Origin of the sequence: Pseudomonas sp. MAG002Y, assembly GCF_019400845.1 — a bacterium.
GTDB classification, from domain to species: domain Bacteria; phylum Pseudomonadota; class Gammaproteobacteria; order Pseudomonadales; family Pseudomonadaceae; genus Chryseomonas; species Chryseomonas luteola.
Genome location: NZ_WOEJ01000002.1, coordinates 301,877 through 317,467, shown reverse-complemented (window position 1 = coordinate 317,467; position 15,591 = coordinate 301,877). Strand labels below are relative to the sequence as shown.

General features: G+C 56.9%; 12 protein-coding genes. 5 read left to right on the top strand and 7 right to left on the bottom strand.

Annotation, left to right across the window (positions count from 1 at the left end; translation table 11 throughout):
• Positions 1 to 151: 151 nt before the first annotated feature.
• From GM154_RS04365 to GM154_RS04345, 5 genes are all read right to left on the bottom strand, one after another.
• Positions 152 to 1,222: a polyamine ABC transporter substrate-binding protein gene (locus GM154_RS04365; RefSeq protein WP_074822650.1), complete on the bottom strand. Its 1,071-nt coding sequence runs from the start codon at positions 1,220 to 1,222 to the stop codon at positions 152 to 154.
• Between the two features lie 451 nt (positions 1,223 to 1,673).
• Positions 1,674 to 2,771 carry a polyamine ABC transporter substrate-binding protein gene (locus tag GM154_RS04360; RefSeq protein ID WP_219651104.1) on the bottom strand — a complete coding sequence of 366 codons (1,098 nt, stop codon included), beginning with the start codon at positions 2,769 to 2,771 and terminating at the stop codon, positions 1,674 to 1,676.
• A gap of 217 nt (positions 2,772 to 2,988) precedes the next feature.
• Complete coding sequence (locus GM154_RS04355; protein ID WP_074822252.1) at positions 2,989 to 4,359, bottom strand: aspartate aminotransferase family protein; 1,371 nt, start codon at positions 4,357 to 4,359, stop codon at positions 2,989 to 2,991.
• A gap of 46 nt (positions 4,360 to 4,405) precedes the next feature.
• Positions 4,406 to 5,764 carry a glutamine synthetase family protein gene (locus GM154_RS04350; RefSeq protein ID WP_010795663.1) on the bottom strand — a complete coding sequence of 453 codons (1,359 nt, stop codon included), beginning with the start codon at positions 5,762 to 5,764 and terminating at the stop codon, positions 4,406 to 4,408.
• Positions 5,765 to 5,850: 86 nt separating this feature from the next.
• Complete coding sequence (locus tag GM154_RS04345) at positions 5,851 to 6,603, bottom strand: gamma-glutamyl-gamma-aminobutyrate hydrolase family protein (RefSeq protein WP_150346670.1); 753 nt, start codon at positions 6,601 to 6,603, stop codon at positions 5,851 to 5,853.
• A 279-nt stretch (positions 6,604 to 6,882) separates the two neighbouring features.
• Between GM154_RS04345 and GM154_RS04340 the strand changes: the two genes are divergently transcribed.
• The 5 genes from GM154_RS04340 to GM154_RS04320 all read left to right on the top strand — a co-directional run bounded on the left by GM154_RS04340 (position 6,883) and on the right by GM154_RS04320 (position 12,470).
• Positions 6,883 to 8,259, top strand: coding sequence for a glutamine synthetase family protein (locus tag GM154_RS04340; protein WP_074822246.1), 1,377 nt, complete (start codon positions 6,883 to 6,885; stop codon positions 8,257 to 8,259).
• Positions 8,260 to 8,402: 143 nt separating this feature from the next.
• Positions 8,403 to 9,458: an extracellular solute-binding protein gene (locus tag GM154_RS04335; protein ID WP_219651103.1), complete on the top strand. Its 1,056-nt coding sequence runs from the start codon at positions 8,403 to 8,405 to the stop codon at positions 9,456 to 9,458.
• A 145-nt stretch (positions 9,459 to 9,603) separates the two neighbouring features.
• Complete coding sequence (locus tag GM154_RS04330; protein WP_219651102.1) at positions 9,604 to 10,266, top strand: TetR/AcrR family transcriptional regulator; 663 nt, start codon at positions 9,604 to 9,606, stop codon at positions 10,264 to 10,266.
• A gap of 219 nt (positions 10,267 to 10,485) precedes the next feature.
• Complete coding sequence (gene aguA, locus GM154_RS04325) at positions 10,486 to 11,595, top strand: agmatine deiminase (protein WP_219651101.1); 1,110 nt, start codon at positions 10,486 to 10,488, stop codon at positions 11,593 to 11,595.
• A gap of 194 nt (positions 11,596 to 11,789) precedes the next feature.
• Positions 11,790 to 12,470 (top strand): type 1 glutamine amidotransferase domain-containing protein, encoded by a 681-nt coding sequence (locus GM154_RS04320; RefSeq protein WP_010795670.1) that lies wholly within the window; start codon positions 11,790 to 11,792, stop codon positions 12,468 to 12,470.
• A 99-nt stretch (positions 12,471 to 12,569) separates the two neighbouring features.
• Here GM154_RS04320 and GM154_RS04315 read toward each other — a convergent pair whose 3' ends face one another.
• Positions 12,570 to 13,880 carry an OprD family porin gene (locus tag GM154_RS04315; RefSeq protein ID WP_208825586.1) on the bottom strand — a complete coding sequence of 437 codons (1,311 nt, stop codon included), beginning with the start codon at positions 13,878 to 13,880 and terminating at the stop codon, positions 12,570 to 12,572.
• Between the two features lie 325 nt (positions 13,881 to 14,205).
• The gene (locus tag GM154_RS04310; protein ID WP_219651100.1) at positions 14,206 to 15,519 is read right to left on the bottom strand and encodes an OprD family porin; all 1,314 of its coding nucleotides are present in this window, start codon (positions 15,517 to 15,519) and stop codon (positions 14,206 to 14,208) included.
• Between the last annotated feature and the right edge of the window lie 72 nt (positions 15,520 to 15,591).

Below are 15,591 nucleotides of genomic sequence, written 5' to 3'. Positions count from 1 at the left end.
ATCCTGCCTGACAGCTACGGCATGAGGTTCTAGAGTCGGTGCGGAAAATCCCTCCGCCCTTCTTGCCCTAGCGCCGACCGTGCCTCTTTTCGCCTTGCTATCAGCCAGGCATTCAGCCTGACTCAACGGTCAGGCTATCGAATATGGAACGCTATTTACCGGATTTGATCCGGGTCCAACTGCGTGTACTGACCCGCAATATCTGCGGAGGCAGTTCCGCCATCACATACAGCTTGTCCATCACCTCTTGGGGTGGATAGACCGTTTCATCCTGGCGCACCTTCTGGTCCATCAGCTCGCCTGACTTGGGGTTGGGGTTAGCGTAACCAACGGAGTCGCTTACCTTGGCAATCACCTCAGGCCGCAGCAGGTAGTTGATGAACGCATGTGCCTCTTTCGCATTGGACGCATCCTTGGGGATGGCCAATAGATCAAACCACAGGTTCGCTCCCTCCTTGGGAATGGCATAAGCGATCTTGACGCCCTTTCCCGCCTCCTCGGCACGTGACGCTGCCTGGAAAACATCACCCGAATAGCCAAAGGCCACACAGATATTGCCGTTGGCCAGATCGGAGATGTATTTCGAGGAGTGGAAATAAGTCACGTACGGGCGAACCTGCAGGAGCTTCGCCTCGGCTTTCTTGTAATCGTCAGGATTTGTGCTGTTAGGGTTGAGCCCCAGGTAGTTCAGCATGGCCGGGATGACTTCATCCGGCGAGTCCATGAAGGAAACACCGCACTTGGTCAGCTTCTTGATGTTTTCCGGCTCGAACAGCACTGCCCAGGAGTCGATCTTGTCGGTGCCAAGCACCTCCTTGACCTTGTCGACATTGTAACCGATACCGTTGGTTCCCCATAGGTAAGGCACGCTGTGCTCGTTACCCGGATCGTTGGTCTGAAGCTGCTTGAGCAAAGCAGGGTCCAGGTTCTGCCAGTTGGGCAGCTGGCTGCGGTCCAGCTTCATGAACGCGCCAGCCTTGATCTGCTTGCCCAGGAAATGGTTGGACGGCACTACCACGTCATAGCCGGTCCGCCCGGCCAGAAGCTTGCCCTCGAGGGTTTCATTGGAGTCGAACACGTCATAGACCGGCTTGATTCCGGTTTCCTTCTGGAAATCTTCCAGCGTGGTCTCACCGATGTAATCGCTCCAGTTATAGATGTGCACGACTTTCTCGGCATGGGCCAGTGGTGTAAAGGCCAGCGCAGCGGCAGTGGCAAGCAGCGTCTTACGAAGGGAAAGAAACACTCGGTCGTCCTCTTGGTTAGTGGCCAGTCCATACCTGACTGTGCGGCCGATTTCCTTGTGAAGAATCTATGAATGAATACAGGTTTAACGCGACGGCCCCGCCAAGGGATTATTACCTAAGCCTGGAACGCATCCGGCAAAAGCTGGTATCGCCCGCACAATTTACGGTTGCAAACGTGCGAACTCCTGGCAGCTACCGCCAATGGCAACAGTGCCCTCACCTGCTTACCGTACGGCCTGCCTGATAACGGGCCGCGTTGATACAGGATGAGCGTGGAAATGTCACGGATAAACTGATTTTTCGTATCGGTACAGCTCACCGAAGCTGCAATCAGATTCGAGCGTGGGTCGGATAATCGCTGCGTTGTATACATGCCCTATCCTTCCAGAAAGCCCCTCCAACAGCTGCCGGAGGGGCCTGCATCACTTATTTGCCGGACTTGATCGTTGTCCAGGCACGGGTCATCGCACGCTGCACCTTGGCCGGCAGGTCCGGGAAGGCGTACAGCTTGCCCATCGTCTCCTGAGTCGGGTAGATGCCCGGGTCGTTGCGAATCTCGTCGCTGACCAGCGGTGTCGCTTCCTTGTTGCCGTTCGGGTACTGCACGTAGTCGCTGATCTCGGCAATGATCTCCGGCTTCATGATGAAGTCGATGAACTTGTAGGCGCCCTCGGTATTGGTAGCGTCCTTTGGAATGGCCATGGTATCGAAGAACGTACCGGCACCTTCCTTGGGAATGTTGTACTTCACCGTCACGCCATTCTTGGCATCAGCGGCACGGGCCTTGGCCTGGGCAATGTCGCCGGAATAGCCGACCGCCACGCAGACGTTGCCGTTGGCCAAATCAGAGATGTACTTGGATGAGTGGAAGTAGGTGATCGACGGACGAATCTGCATGAACAGGTCCTGCGCCGCCTTCAGTTCCTGGGTGTCCTGGCTGTCAGGTTTGTAGCCCAGATAATGCAGACCGGCAGGAATGATCTCGGTTGGCGAGTCCAGCAGCGCGACACCACAGCTCTTGAGCTTGGAAATATTTTCCGGCTTGAAGATCAGATCCCAGGAGTCCACCGGGGCATTGTCGCCCAGTGCAGCCCTTACCTTGTCCGGGTTATAACCAATACCGATGGTACCCCACAGGTAAGGAATGGCGTACAGGTTACCCGGATCGCTGACCTCCAAGGTCTTCATCAGCTGGGGATCCAGGTTTTTCCAGTTGGGCAGCTTGTTCCTGTCCAGCGTCTGGTAGACACCGGCCTTGATCTGCTTGGCCAGGAAAGAGTTGGAGGGGACAACCACATCATAGCCCGACTTGCCCGCCAGCAACTTGGCTTCGAGTACCTCGTTGCTGTCATACACGTCATAGACCACCTTGATGCCCGTTTCCTTTTCAAACTTGGCAATGGTGTCTTCAGCGATGTAGTCGTTCCAGTTGTAAACGTGCAGAACCTTGTCGTCTGCCATCGCGTGACCGGCGAAGGCGCCAGCCAGACTGAGTGCGAGCAGTGTCTTGCCAAAAGCTTTCATGCGGAAATGCTCCTAAACAGGGTCGTATAAGTATTCCGGAGGAGGCTTTTCGATCCTCCCCTGGTGCGTCTGGCCAACGCACCGGCGCAGTCTGGCAAGGTCCGGCGCGCGGCTCAAGAGTGCGCCACCATTCCTTTTGATTTTTGCCATCATCCAAGGGTGCTGTTATGTCAGACAAACACCCCTGGACGCTCGTTCTGCTCGCGACTCGTCTTCACTACCGATGCAGGTCGGCAGCCGTCAGGTCCAGGCACTTGCGCACCAGCACCATCAGCTCATCGATCTGCGAGGGCGTGATGACCAGCGGTGGCGAAATGATCATGGTATCGCCCACGGCCCGCATAATCAGGCCATTGCGGAAGCAATGTTCCCGACAGATCATGCCTGCCTCGCGTCCCGTGAAGCGCGCCCTTGTCCGCTTGTCCTGTACCAGCTCCAACGCGGCCACCAGGCCCACACCCCTCGCCTCGCCTACCAGCGGATGATCGGCCAGCGTCTGCCAGCACTTCTGCAAGTAAGGTGCCGTTTCGCTTTTGACTCGCTCGATAATGCCCTCGTCGCGCAGGATGCGGATGTTCTCCAGCGCCACAGCTGCCGCAACCGGATGCCCCGAGTAGGTGAAACCGTGGTAGAACTCGCCGCCCTGGTTGAGCACCTCGACGATCTCGTCCCGCACGATCACACCTCCCATGGGGATATAACCGGAGGTCAGCCCCTTGGCGATGGGCATGAGGTCTGGCGTCATGCCGTAGTGCTGACTGCCGAACCATTCTCCGGTACGCCCGAACCCACAGATAACTTCATCGGAGATGAACAGAATGTCGTATTTCGCCAGTATTTCGCGAATCCGCGGCCAATAGGTGTCCGGCGGAACGATTACACCTCCAGCCCCCTGGATCGGCTCGGCAATAAAGGCCGCCACCTTGTCCTCGCCGAGCTCAAGAATCTTTTGCTCCAGCTGATCGGCCACTTGAATCCCGAACTCATCCGGACTCATATCGCCGCCCTCGCCATACCAGTAAGGCTGGTCGATGTGCTCGATTCCCGGAATGGGCAGATCACCCTGCTCGTGCAAGGCCTTCATGCCGCCCAGGCTCACGCCGGCCACGGTTGACCCGTGATAACCATTCCAGCGGCCGATGATGATCTTCTTCTGTGGCTGCCCCTTGGTCGCCCAATAATGACGAACCATGCGCAGGACAGTATCGTTGGACTCCGAGCCCGAACCGGTAAAGAACACGTGGTTCATGCCGTCGGGTGCGATATCTGCAATCGCCTTGGCCAACTCGATGGCTGGCGGGTGCGCAGTCTGGAAGAACAGATTGTAGTAAGGCAGTTCGCGCATCTGCCGGGTGGCAGCCTGAACCAGCTCTTCACGGCCATAGCCGACATTCACACACCACAGCCCGGCCATCCCATCGAGGATGCGATTGTCATCGCTGTCCCACAGATAGATGCCTTCGGCACGCGTGATAATGCGCGAGCCCTTTGCATTGAGCTGCTTGTAATCCGTAAAGGGCGGCAGGTGATGGTTCCGGCTGAGTGCCTGCCAGTGCGCGGTACGCTCGCTGACGGTCCTGTCGTTCATAACACCTCCTGGGTTGGAATGCGCCAGCTGTGCTGGCGCGATCAGGTCATACGCTCATCAACAGGAACTCGCGCTCCCAGGAACTAATGACCCGTTTGAAGTTTTCATGCTCGGCGCGCTTGACGGCCACATAGCCCCGAGTGAAGCGTGTGCCCAGGTATTGCTCAATGGTCACAGACTGCTCCATGCGCTCCAGGGCTGCTTCCAGTGTCAGCGGCAGGCGCAGGTTGCGCCGTTCGTAGCCGCGCCCCTTGACAGGAGCGCTGGGTTCGATGCCTTCGATCATGCCCAGATACCCACACAGAAGACTGGCAGCCAGCGCAAGGTATGGGTTGGCATCTGCACCTGCCAGACGGTTCTCCACGCGACGATTCTGTGGGTCCGAGTCAGGTACACGCAGACCTACGGTGCGGTTCTCTTCGCCCCACTCCACGTTTACCGGAGCAGAGGTGTCCGGCAGGAAGCGACGAAACGAGTTCACATTGGGCGCAAACAGGGGCAAGGCTTCGGGGATGTATTTCTGCAACCCACCGATGTGATGACGGAACAGCTCGCTCATCGTGCCGTCGTCTTCTGAGAACACCGTCTTGCCTGTCTTCAGGTCCACGACGCTCTGGTGCAGGTGCATCGCGCTGCCGGGCTCACCGGTCATGGGCTTGGCCATGAAGGTAGCCGTGACGTTGTGCTTCAGGGCGGCCTCGCGCATGGTTCGCTTGAACACAATGATCTGGTCCGCCAGATGCAGGGCATCGCCATGACGGAAATTGATTTCCATCTGGGCCGTGCCTTCCTCATGAATCAGCGTATCCAGATCCAGCTTCTGAAGCTCGCACCAGTCGTACATGTCTTCAAAGAGCGGATCGAACTCGTTGGCGGCATCGATCGAGAATGACTGGCGGCCCGTCTCCTGGCGACCAGAACGGCCTACCGGGGGCTGCAGGGGATAATCCGGGTCATCGCTACGCTTGGTGAGATAGAACTCCATCTCGGGCGCGACGATCGGCTTCCAGCCTTTGTCGGCATACAGCTTGAGCACCTTCTTCAGGATATTGCGTGGAGACAGTTCGATCGGGCGACCCTGCTTGTCGTAGGTATCGTGAATGACTTGCGCCGTGGGCTCGATGGCCCAGGGCACGAGGAAGACAGCGTTCTCGTCAGGCCGGCAAAGCATGTCAATATCGGCCGGATCGAGAAGCTCGTAATAGATGTCATCCTCGACATAGTCTCCCGTCACGCTCTGCAACAGAACGCTCTCCGGCAGGCGCATGCCTTTTTCATTGATGAATTTCGAGGTGGGCGAGATCTTGCCGCGGGCGATGCCGGTTAAATCGGAAATCAGGCATTCGACTTCGGTGATCTTGTGTTCTTTCAACCACTGGGTGAGCTGGTCAAGCTGGTTAGCCATAAAGACCTCAAGGTTTTGAAAAACCTGCCCGGAAGGCACATGGACTTACCGTCCAGGCAGGATGATACGGCGGTCAAGGACCGCCGTCAGCGCTGCCCGGCCCGCTGTCGGCAGGCATCGCCAAAGGCGTTGAAAATCGCCAGATAATTCGAATTGGAGCGTACCTGCCATTCAGGGTGCCACTGCACCCCAACGGCAAAGACAGAGGCGCCCTCTACAGAAAACGCTTCCACCAGGCCATCCGGCGCCAGAGCCTCGGCCCGAAGACCAGGCGCGAGACGCTCGACGCCCTGCCCATGCAGAGAATTGACCTGGAACTGCTCGGGCAACCCCAAGCGCTCGAATACACCGCCCGGCTGAACATGAACGGCATGACTGGGCGCGTACTGCACGTCAAGCGGATCATCCTGTCGCTCGCGGTGGTCGGCAAACGGGCCGACCTCGTGCACCTTCTGATACAGGCTGCCGCCCATTGCCACGTTCATCTCCTGAAATCCGCGGCAGATACCGAGTACAGGAACACCTGCATCCACAGCCGCCCGAATCAGCGGCAGAGTAGTACGATCACGGTCAGGATCATGGGCGGTGCCCGGCGCGCTGGGAGGCCCCTGGTAGTGATGCGGCTCCACGTTGGAAGGCGAGCCGGTAAACATCAATCCATCGAGACGTGCAAGCAAGGTGGGCTGGTCAAGCAAGTTAGCCAGCGCGGGAATAACAAGTGGCAGACCACCCGCTCCGGTCACGACGGCACGCAGATACTTGTCGCCGGCGATGTGGAAGGTATGCAAACCGATCTGCTTGGTGCAGGCGGTCACGCCGATCAACGGCAGGCACGACATGGGACACCCGTTACGTTTGCCATGGTTGGATGAATTGGAGAGTAGTCTTGTTCATTTTTTTCCACAACCGTTCTTTCAAGACCGCTCATGCGGTTCGCACATTCTCTTTCAGCCGGCGTGTTACGGGGTCTCAAGCGAAGCCCTGTGCCCCAATGAAAGGCCTTGATGAGGCCTTCGAGCACCAATAACGAGCAAAGTTGACTTTAGGTCCCCTTTCGGATTGACTCCTAGGTGAAGTCCCCGCTGATTGATATTTTTAACAACTATAGGTGTTGCATCATGTCGGTACCCCCGCGTGCCGTTCACTTGAATGAAGCGACCGACTTCCTCCAGGCACATCCTGAAGTGCAGTTCGTCGACCTTCTGATCTCGGACATGAACGGCGTGGTGCGTGGTAAACGCATCGACCGAAACAGTCTGCCCAAAGTCTTCGAAAGAGGAATCAATCTACCCGCCTCACTCTTCGCTCTCGATATCACCGGCTCCACCGTAGAAAGTACAGGCCTCGGCCTTGATATCGGTGACGCCGACCGCGTCTGCTACCCCATCGCCGGCACGCTCTCCATGGAGCCCTGGCAGAAACGCCCTACCGCACAACTCCTGATGACCATGCACGAAATGGAAGGCGCGCCATTCTTCGCCGATCCTCGCGAAGTGCTGCGTCAGGTCGTTGAACGCTTTACCGAGATGGAGCTGACGGTCGTCGCGGCCTTCGAGCTTGAGTTCTATCTGATCGATCAGGAAAACATCAACGGCCGGCCCCAGCCGCCCCGTTCGCCTATTTCCGGCAAGCGCCCGCAGTCCGTTCAGGTTTACTCCATCGATGATCTCGACGAGTACGCCGATTGCCTGCAGGACATCATCGACGGTGCCCGCGCCCAGAATATTCCTGCCGATGCCGTCGTGGCCGAGTCGGCTCCCGCGCAGTTCGAGGTCAACCTCAATCACGTGGCCGACCCGATCAAGGCATGTGATTACGCAGTGCTGCTCAAGCGGCTGATCAAGAACATCGCCTACGACCATGAAATGGACACTACCTTCATGGCCAAGCCCTATCCGGGGCAGGCAGGTAACGGTCTGCATGTGCACATTTCGCTGCTGGACAAGAATGGCAACAATATTTTCACGAGCGAGGATCCCGAGCAGAACGCCGCGTTACGTCACGCCGTCGGCGGTGTGCTCGAGACCCTGCCCGCCTCGATGGCCTTTCTATGCCCCAACGTGAATTCCTATCGTCGCTTCGGCTCGCAGTTCTACGTACCCAATGCACCGAGCTGGGGGCTGGATAACCGCACCACGGCGCTGCGTATTCCCACCGGCACACCCGATGCCGTACGCATCGAGCACCGTGTGGCGGGCGCTGATGCCAACCCCTACCTGCTGCTGGCAGGCGTACTGGCAGGAATCCATCACGGTCTAACCAATCACGTCGAGCCTCCGCCGGTGACCGAAGGCAACTCCTACGAGCAGCACGAGCAAAGTCTGCCGAACAACCTGCGTGATGCCTTGCGGCAACTGGACGACAGCGAAATCATGGCGCGATACATCGATTCGAAGTACATCGATATCTTCGTGGCTTGTAAGGAGCATGAACTGGAAGAATTCGAGCACTCCATCTCGGATCTCGAATACAACTGGTACCTGCACACCGTCTAGCACGTCGGTTATAGACAACGTCCGTTCGTCCTCGCCGGGCGGCCGTTGTCTGTTTACGAGAACGCCGTCACACTTTGCAGCTTTTCGTACCGTCCTGGCCTTAGTTCCACGGAAGGTCCCATGATGGAACACAAGGAGTTTCCATGCGAAAGCTGCTCATGGCGCTGGCCATTCTGCCCCTGCTCGCCCAGGCCGAAGAGGTTGTGCACGTCTATAACTGGGAGGATTACATTGACCCTCAGGTCATCAGTGATTTCCAGAAGGACACCGGCATCCGTGTCGACTACCACACCTTCAGCACTTCTGAGGAGGCAAATGCCCTCTTGGATGGCGACACGCCGATCGATGTGTATGCGCCTTCCCATGACGAGCTCAAACGACTCATCCGGGAAAACAAGCTGCAAAAACTCAACACCCAGCAGCTGCCCAATACCAGCAAGCTCGATCCCTATGTTTCGGGCATTCTGAACTCCGTGGATCCGGGCAACCATTATGCCGTCCCCTATCTATGGGGCGCAGTAGGTCTGGCAATCAACGTTCCCAAGGCGCAGGAAGCCTTTGGCGGTCCGCTGCCGGAGAGCTGGAGCGTGCTGTTCGATCCCGAGCAGATCAAGCGCCTTTCCAAGTGCGGCGTCAATCTGCTCGACGATCCCATCTATGTCTCATCAATCATGATGAACTATCAGGGCAACATTCCTGAGCGCAGCTCTCCCGCGCAGATGGAGAAAATTGCCAAGGACCTGATGAGCATTCGCCCCTATGTTCGCTCCATCGATAACGACGCCACGGTTGATGCATTCAAGAATGGCCAACTATGCGTAGCAATGGTGTACAGCGTAGGCGATGTAATCAATACGCGTAAGACAGGCCAGCCGGTCAGCTATGTCGTACCGCAAGAAGGCACGTATGTCTTTGTGGATACGCTGGCTATCCCCAGCAAGTCGCGCAATGCGGAACTGGCGCATCGCTTCATCAACTATGTGATGAGTGCTCGTTCCCTGGCCCGCATTACCGAAGAGACGTCTTATCCAAATGCCAACCCTGACTCGATGAAGTTGCTTTCGCCTGAACTTCAGAAGGAAAATGCACTTTACCCCAACGGGGCGTTGCGCCGCCGTCTGTTCGCTCTGGTTCCGCCACCTGCCGAGACTCGTCAGACATTCGAAGGTCTCTGGCAGACATTCAAGCAAGCCCGTTGATCTTCAAGATCAGATCGTAGTACTGAACGGGCAGGCTACCCCTGAATGGGCCGTATCAGGTTCTGGCGAGGCGCGATAACGCGGCGTGTCCGTACAGGCATCGTCAGAACCTCATCACCTTTACGACCAGGACACCGGTACAGTAATGGCCCGAACCTCCAGCCCACGCAAGGCGCGCAGCAGCAGCCGCCAGCGTATCGAGCAGATCCTGGCAGCGGCTCGGCACATGCTGATAGATCAAGGGCCTGCACGCCTGAGTATCTACGGCATTGCCGAAAGGGCGGGCCTTCCGCCTTCCTCGGTCTATCACTTCTTTCCCAGCGTTACCGCACTGCTTGAGGCCCTTACCCAAGAGGCTCATGCAGCGTTTCGCGCCTGTCTTCAGGCTTCCGTCGATCATGACAGCCTTAACGACTGGCGTGACCTGTCACGGATCGTCGAAGCACGCATGCTGGAAGTATATGAACAGGATGCCGCGGCCAGGCAATTGATCCTGGCCAATCACGGCCTGACCGAAGTAGTCCAGGCCGACCGACAGCATGACACCCGGCTGGGCGAGCAGCTTCAGGCACTGTTCGCAGCCCATTTCCATCTGCCTCCTCTGCCAGACGATATCGATATCTTTACCCTTGCCATGGAACTGGGTGATCGCGTCTACGCAAGATCCGTACAACAGCACGGCGTTATTACGCCTCGCTGGGCAGCAGAAAGCCATCGGGTTTTCGATGCCTACCTTAGTCTTTACCTTCCGCCCTATTTGCCCAAGCGAAACACGTACCTGCCAAACGATCTAACAGTTGCCCAATAAACCGATAGTTATCCGTCTAGTTATCGCATGCTGTAATGGTATTGCTTAAATTCAGTTTTAAGTCAGATATTTATCGGTTATAAAGCACGCCTTTGCCTGTCGGCATAACGGCCAGCCAGTAATGGCGCTCGAATCTGCTACCGTTAACGGGATGTCCTGCTCATTCGCGACCGTTGCCTGAACCTGTACGACCTACCCCTTCGATGGAGAATTGCAATCATGAGTCTGCTCGCCTCGACACCCCGTGCTGAAGGCTTCCGTATGCCCGCGGAGTGGGAGCCCCAAAAGCAGGTCTGGATGATCTGGCCCGAGCGTACCGATAACTGGCGCCTGGGTGCCAAGCCAGCCCAACAGGCCTTTACCGAAGTCGCACGAGCCATTGCACGCTTCGAGCCGGTCACCGTTGGTGTTTCTGCCGCCCAGTTCGACAATGCCTGTGCACGACTCAATCACCCGGCCATTCGCGTCGTCGAGATCAGCAACGATGATGCCTGGGCGCGTGATACCGGGCCGACTTTCGTCATCAACGATCAGGGGGAAGTGCGCGGTGTGGACTGGACCTTCAACGCCTGGGGCGGGCTGGTTGGCGGGCTGTATTTCCCCTGGAAGCGGGACGATCAGGTCGCCAGTAAAATCCTGATGATGGAAAGCTGCCCCCGCTACCGCACTGAGGATTTCGTACTGGAAGGCGGCTCTATCCACGTCGATGGCGAAGGCACGCTCATCACCACCGGCGAGTGCCTGCTCAACCGCAACCGCAATCCGCATCTGTCCCAGCGTGAGATCGAGGCGATTCTGAGTGATTATCTGGCTGTGGATAAGGTTATCTGGCTGCCGGACGGCCTGTATAACGACGAAACCGACGGTCATGTGGATAACTTCTGCTGCTACGTGCGTCCTGCCGAAGTGCTGTTGAGCTGGTGCGACGACGAAAACGACCCGAACTATGCGCGGTGTCGCGCGGCGCTTGAGGTATTGGAAACCAACACGGATGCCAAAGGCCGCAAGTTCACCGTCCACAAGATTCCAACGCCCGGCCCGCTGTACGCGTCGGATGAAGAATACGAAACCGTAGATGCCTCGGTGGGCAGTCAGCCGCGTAAGTCAGGCGAGCGTCTGGCGGCGTCGTACGTCAACTTCCTGATTGTCAACGGCGCCATCATCGCACCAACGTTCGATGTCCCGGAAGATGCCGAAGCGCTGGACGTTCTTCAGCGCTGCTTCCCCGAGCGCGAGATCGTACAGGTCCCAGGCCGCGAGATCTTGCTGGGGGGTGGCAATATCCACTGCATTACCCAGCAGCAGCCTGCCCCCAGAGCGCGAAGCTAAGCAGCACGCGTACTGTAGAATAAAAACCGGAGCCTCCCGCCAGGCTTCGGTTTTTTGTGAGCATGTCAGGCGGTTCATATACAAACCGCCATCACGCATGTGATAACGCTGAATTGTCCTCTCGGATGTGCTGTCCATACCCCTACCGCGCTCCATAAGGAGCTTATCGGCAACTGGATCGGTGGACCCATCACATGAATATCCTTCTCGTACTGACGTCCCATGACCAACTAGGCAATACCGGTAAAAAGACCGGCTTTTGGCTGGAAGAGTTTGCGGCACCTTATTATGTCTTCAAGGACTCAGGCGCTACGCTGACCCTGGCGTCACCCAAAGGGGGCCAGCCGCCTCTGGACCCCAAGAGTGATGAGCCAGAGGCGCGCACCGAGGCGACAGAACGCTTCCGTAATGATCCCGACGCACAGGCGGCTCTCGCCAATACCGTGCCGCTCGCGAGCGTCAAGGCGGATGATTACGACGCTGTTTTCTATCCCGGAGGCCATGGGCCGCTCTGGGATCTGTCTGAAGATCAGGACTCCATTGCGCTGCTGGAAGCCTTTTATGCGATGGGCAAACCCACCGCCCTGGTTTGCCATGCACCCGGCGTGCTGGCCAAGGTCAAGACTGCTGACGGTGAGCCTCTGGTCAAGGGTAAACAGGTAACCGGTTTCACCAATACCGAAGAGGAAGCGGTTCAACTCACCGACGTCGTACCCTTCCTCGTGGAAGATATGCTCAAGGCCAACGGCGGCCTGTACAGCAAAGGGGCTGACTGGGCGCCTTACGTGCTGACTGAAGGTAATCTGATAACAGGCCAAAACCCCGCCTCTTCGGAGCCTGCGGCCAAGGCCGTGCTGGAACAGCTCTCTCGCTAAACCCGTGGAGCCTTCTGCAAAAACAAAATGCCGCCTTCCCGAAAGGGAGGCGGCATTTCCAGTCTACGTACCATCGTAAAGGATGGTCTTACTCACGTCTTAGAGCAGCGGAATCGAATAGCTCAGCATCAGACGGTTTTCATCCTGATCGCGGGTGTTGGCGACATCGTTACGCCATACCGCGTTACGCCACTGAATGCCCAGCCCTTTCAAGGTTCCGGTAGGCACGGTATAACCCAGGGTAAAGTCTCGCTCCCACTCGCTCGGATTGCTGCCAGCCGCCTCGATATGGTCTCCCTTCAGATAGACCACACCTGCCGTCAACCCCGGCACGCCCACTTGGGAAAAGTCATACGCGTAGCGCACCAGCCAGGTCCGCTCACCGGCACGCGTAAAGTTCTGATTCTGCGAGAAGGTGATCAGGTATGGCGTAGCACCATCTCCCTGGTTCAGGAAGGGAAAGTTACTGTCCCCGTTGATGACCTGATAGCCACCGCCAAAGGTATGGCCAGCCACGCTGTACAGGAACTGACCGCTGTACAAATCGTTATCGACCTTGCCCTTGGTTACGCCGCTGCCGTAGTAGCCATTGGAGTAGTAGTCCGGATTATGTCCATTGGCACCATCGTCGGTACTGTGGAAATAACGCAGGTCACTCTTAAGCACACCCGGACCGATCTGCCAGTCATGCACCAGACCCAGGAAATGCTGCTTGTAGTAATCTTCAAGGTTGGCGTAGTAGTAGCTGACCGTCAGGTCCTTGGTCAGCTTGTAGTCACCCCCCGCAAAGTAGAACGCGTTGCTGCGCTCGGTGCCGCCGAGAATGCGCAGGCTGTCCATGTTTGAAGAGTTACGCGCCTTGGAATGCTCCAGGCGACCGGCATTCAAGGTCAGGCCTTCGATTTCCCTGGAGGTGATCATGCCGCCTTCAAAGGTCTGTGGCAGCATGCGGCTGTCATTGTAGGTCACCACCGGCAGCGTTGGCATAAGTGTGCCGTAACGCAGCTCGGTCTTGGAGATACGAACCTTGGCGGTCAGGCCCAGCGTTGAAAAGTTATCAACGCCAGTGCCGTGTCCGTTATCCGGGAACACACTGTTGGCATCAGTTCCATGCGTACCTTTGCCCGAGTCAAGCTTGAGACCGAGCATCCCCAAGGCATCAACGCCAAAGCCGACCGTACCCTCGGTGAAACCGGATTGATAGTTGAGCATGAACGCCTGCCCCCACTCCTCTGCCTTGGAGGCAGACTTGGGCGCAGCCGAGTCACGGTTATCCTGATTGAAATAGAAGTTACGTAACGTAAGGGTAGCCTTGCTGTCCTCCAGGAAGCCCGCGGCATGGGCAGCGCTGTTCAGGGTCAGGCCAAGGCAGCCGGCAGCAATGGCTGCGGCGAGAGGTTTTACGTTCAAAAGATGCTCCACAACTAACAACAACAAGAGCGGCTGTTAAGGCACACGTACGGCCGCACGGCTAGGCCGGCAAGAGAGCGGGTAGATCGAGGTTGGCTTTATAACGCCTTGTGTCTCCAATCCCTGGAAGATAAGGTCGTTCACTGACGCGTCCCTTGTCGGCGGCGCAAAACTAAATGTAAAAAAGTGTTTCGTCCATAACAAAGTGCCATCATTTCAGGCAAAACACTTTTTCACCGGAAGACTTGAATATTCAGAGAAATTCTTTTCTGCCAGGTCCAGGCTTGATAGGGCTTGCCGTGTAGCGACAAGCTCCTCAACCTCGTCAGAGCAGTGGAATGGAGTAGTTGATAATAACGCGCGTTTCATCCTGATCACGCTGCCCGGGAAAGCCCGGCCGGTACATGGCATTTCTCACCGTAAGACCCACACCCTTCAAGACGCCTCTGGGCACTGTATACGACACGGTAAGATCACGCTCCCACTCGCTTCTGTCACCTGTTTGATAACGGGCATTATCACCATGCCAGTAAGCAACACCGGCATTGAGCCCTTGTACACCTACTTTTCCAAAGTCGTACGCGTAACGGACATGCCAGGTATCCTCACCCGCATGGATAAACTTGCCAATCTGGGCATTGGTGATGGTGTACAGGGTCTTGCCATTACCTTGCTCAAGGTAGGGGAAGTCACTGTTACCTTCCGAGCCCTGATACCCTGCACCCAGCGTATGCCCCGCTACGCTATAGCTGAACATGGCACTGTACAGGCGGTTGTCGATTTTGCCCTTCACAGCACTTCCGCCATCGTAATACCCGTTGGCATAGTACGCAGGCTCATGCCCATTGGCGCCGTCGCTACGGCTGTCGAAATACCGTAGATCCGTTTTCAACACACCAGAGCCTAGCGGCTGGCTATGTAGCGCGCCCAGGAAGTGCTGTTTGTAGAAGTCATCCAGGCTGCCATAGTAATACTGGAGCGTCAGGTTTCTGGTGAGCTGGTAATCAGCCCCCGCATAGCGAAACTGGTTGCTGTCCGCTTTCGATCCGGCAATGGAAATCGACTCATAGTTGCTGGAGTTACGGTCTTTGACGTGTTCGATCTGGCCTGCAATCAATGTGAGGTTATCGAACTCTTTCGAGGTGATTTGCCCGCCCTCGTAGGTTTGCGGCAACAGGCGCCCATCGTTGTAGTTGACCACAGGGAGCTTGGGCATCAGCGTGCCATAGCGCAGCTCAGTCCTGGACACACGAACCTTGGCGGTCAATCCCAGGCTACTGAAATCATCCGAGGAAGCGCCATCACTTTCGCGGGGAAACATGGTTCCTGGCTGGCGACTGCCTTTGCCGATATGACTGCCAGAGTCCAGTTTCAGACCCAACATACCTATCGCGTCTACTCCAAAACCTACCGGCCCCTGGGTGAACCCGGACTGATAGTTGAGTATGAACGCCTGCCCCCACTCCTCGACCTTGGAAGGGTCCGTTGCCTTGCCGCCGCTTCGGTAGTCGGAGTTGATGTAGAAGTTACGCATGGACAGCGTAGCCTTGCTGTCTTCGATAAAACCGCCTGCTTGTGCGGCCGTATGCAAGGAAAGCAACCCGATGGCAGTCGCCAGGGCAAAAGGGGAGGTATTCAAGGTGTGCTCCAACGCAATAACGACTTCTTGCAGCACCGGAGCGCTACAACGCTTAGAGCAAGAGGTTGGTAT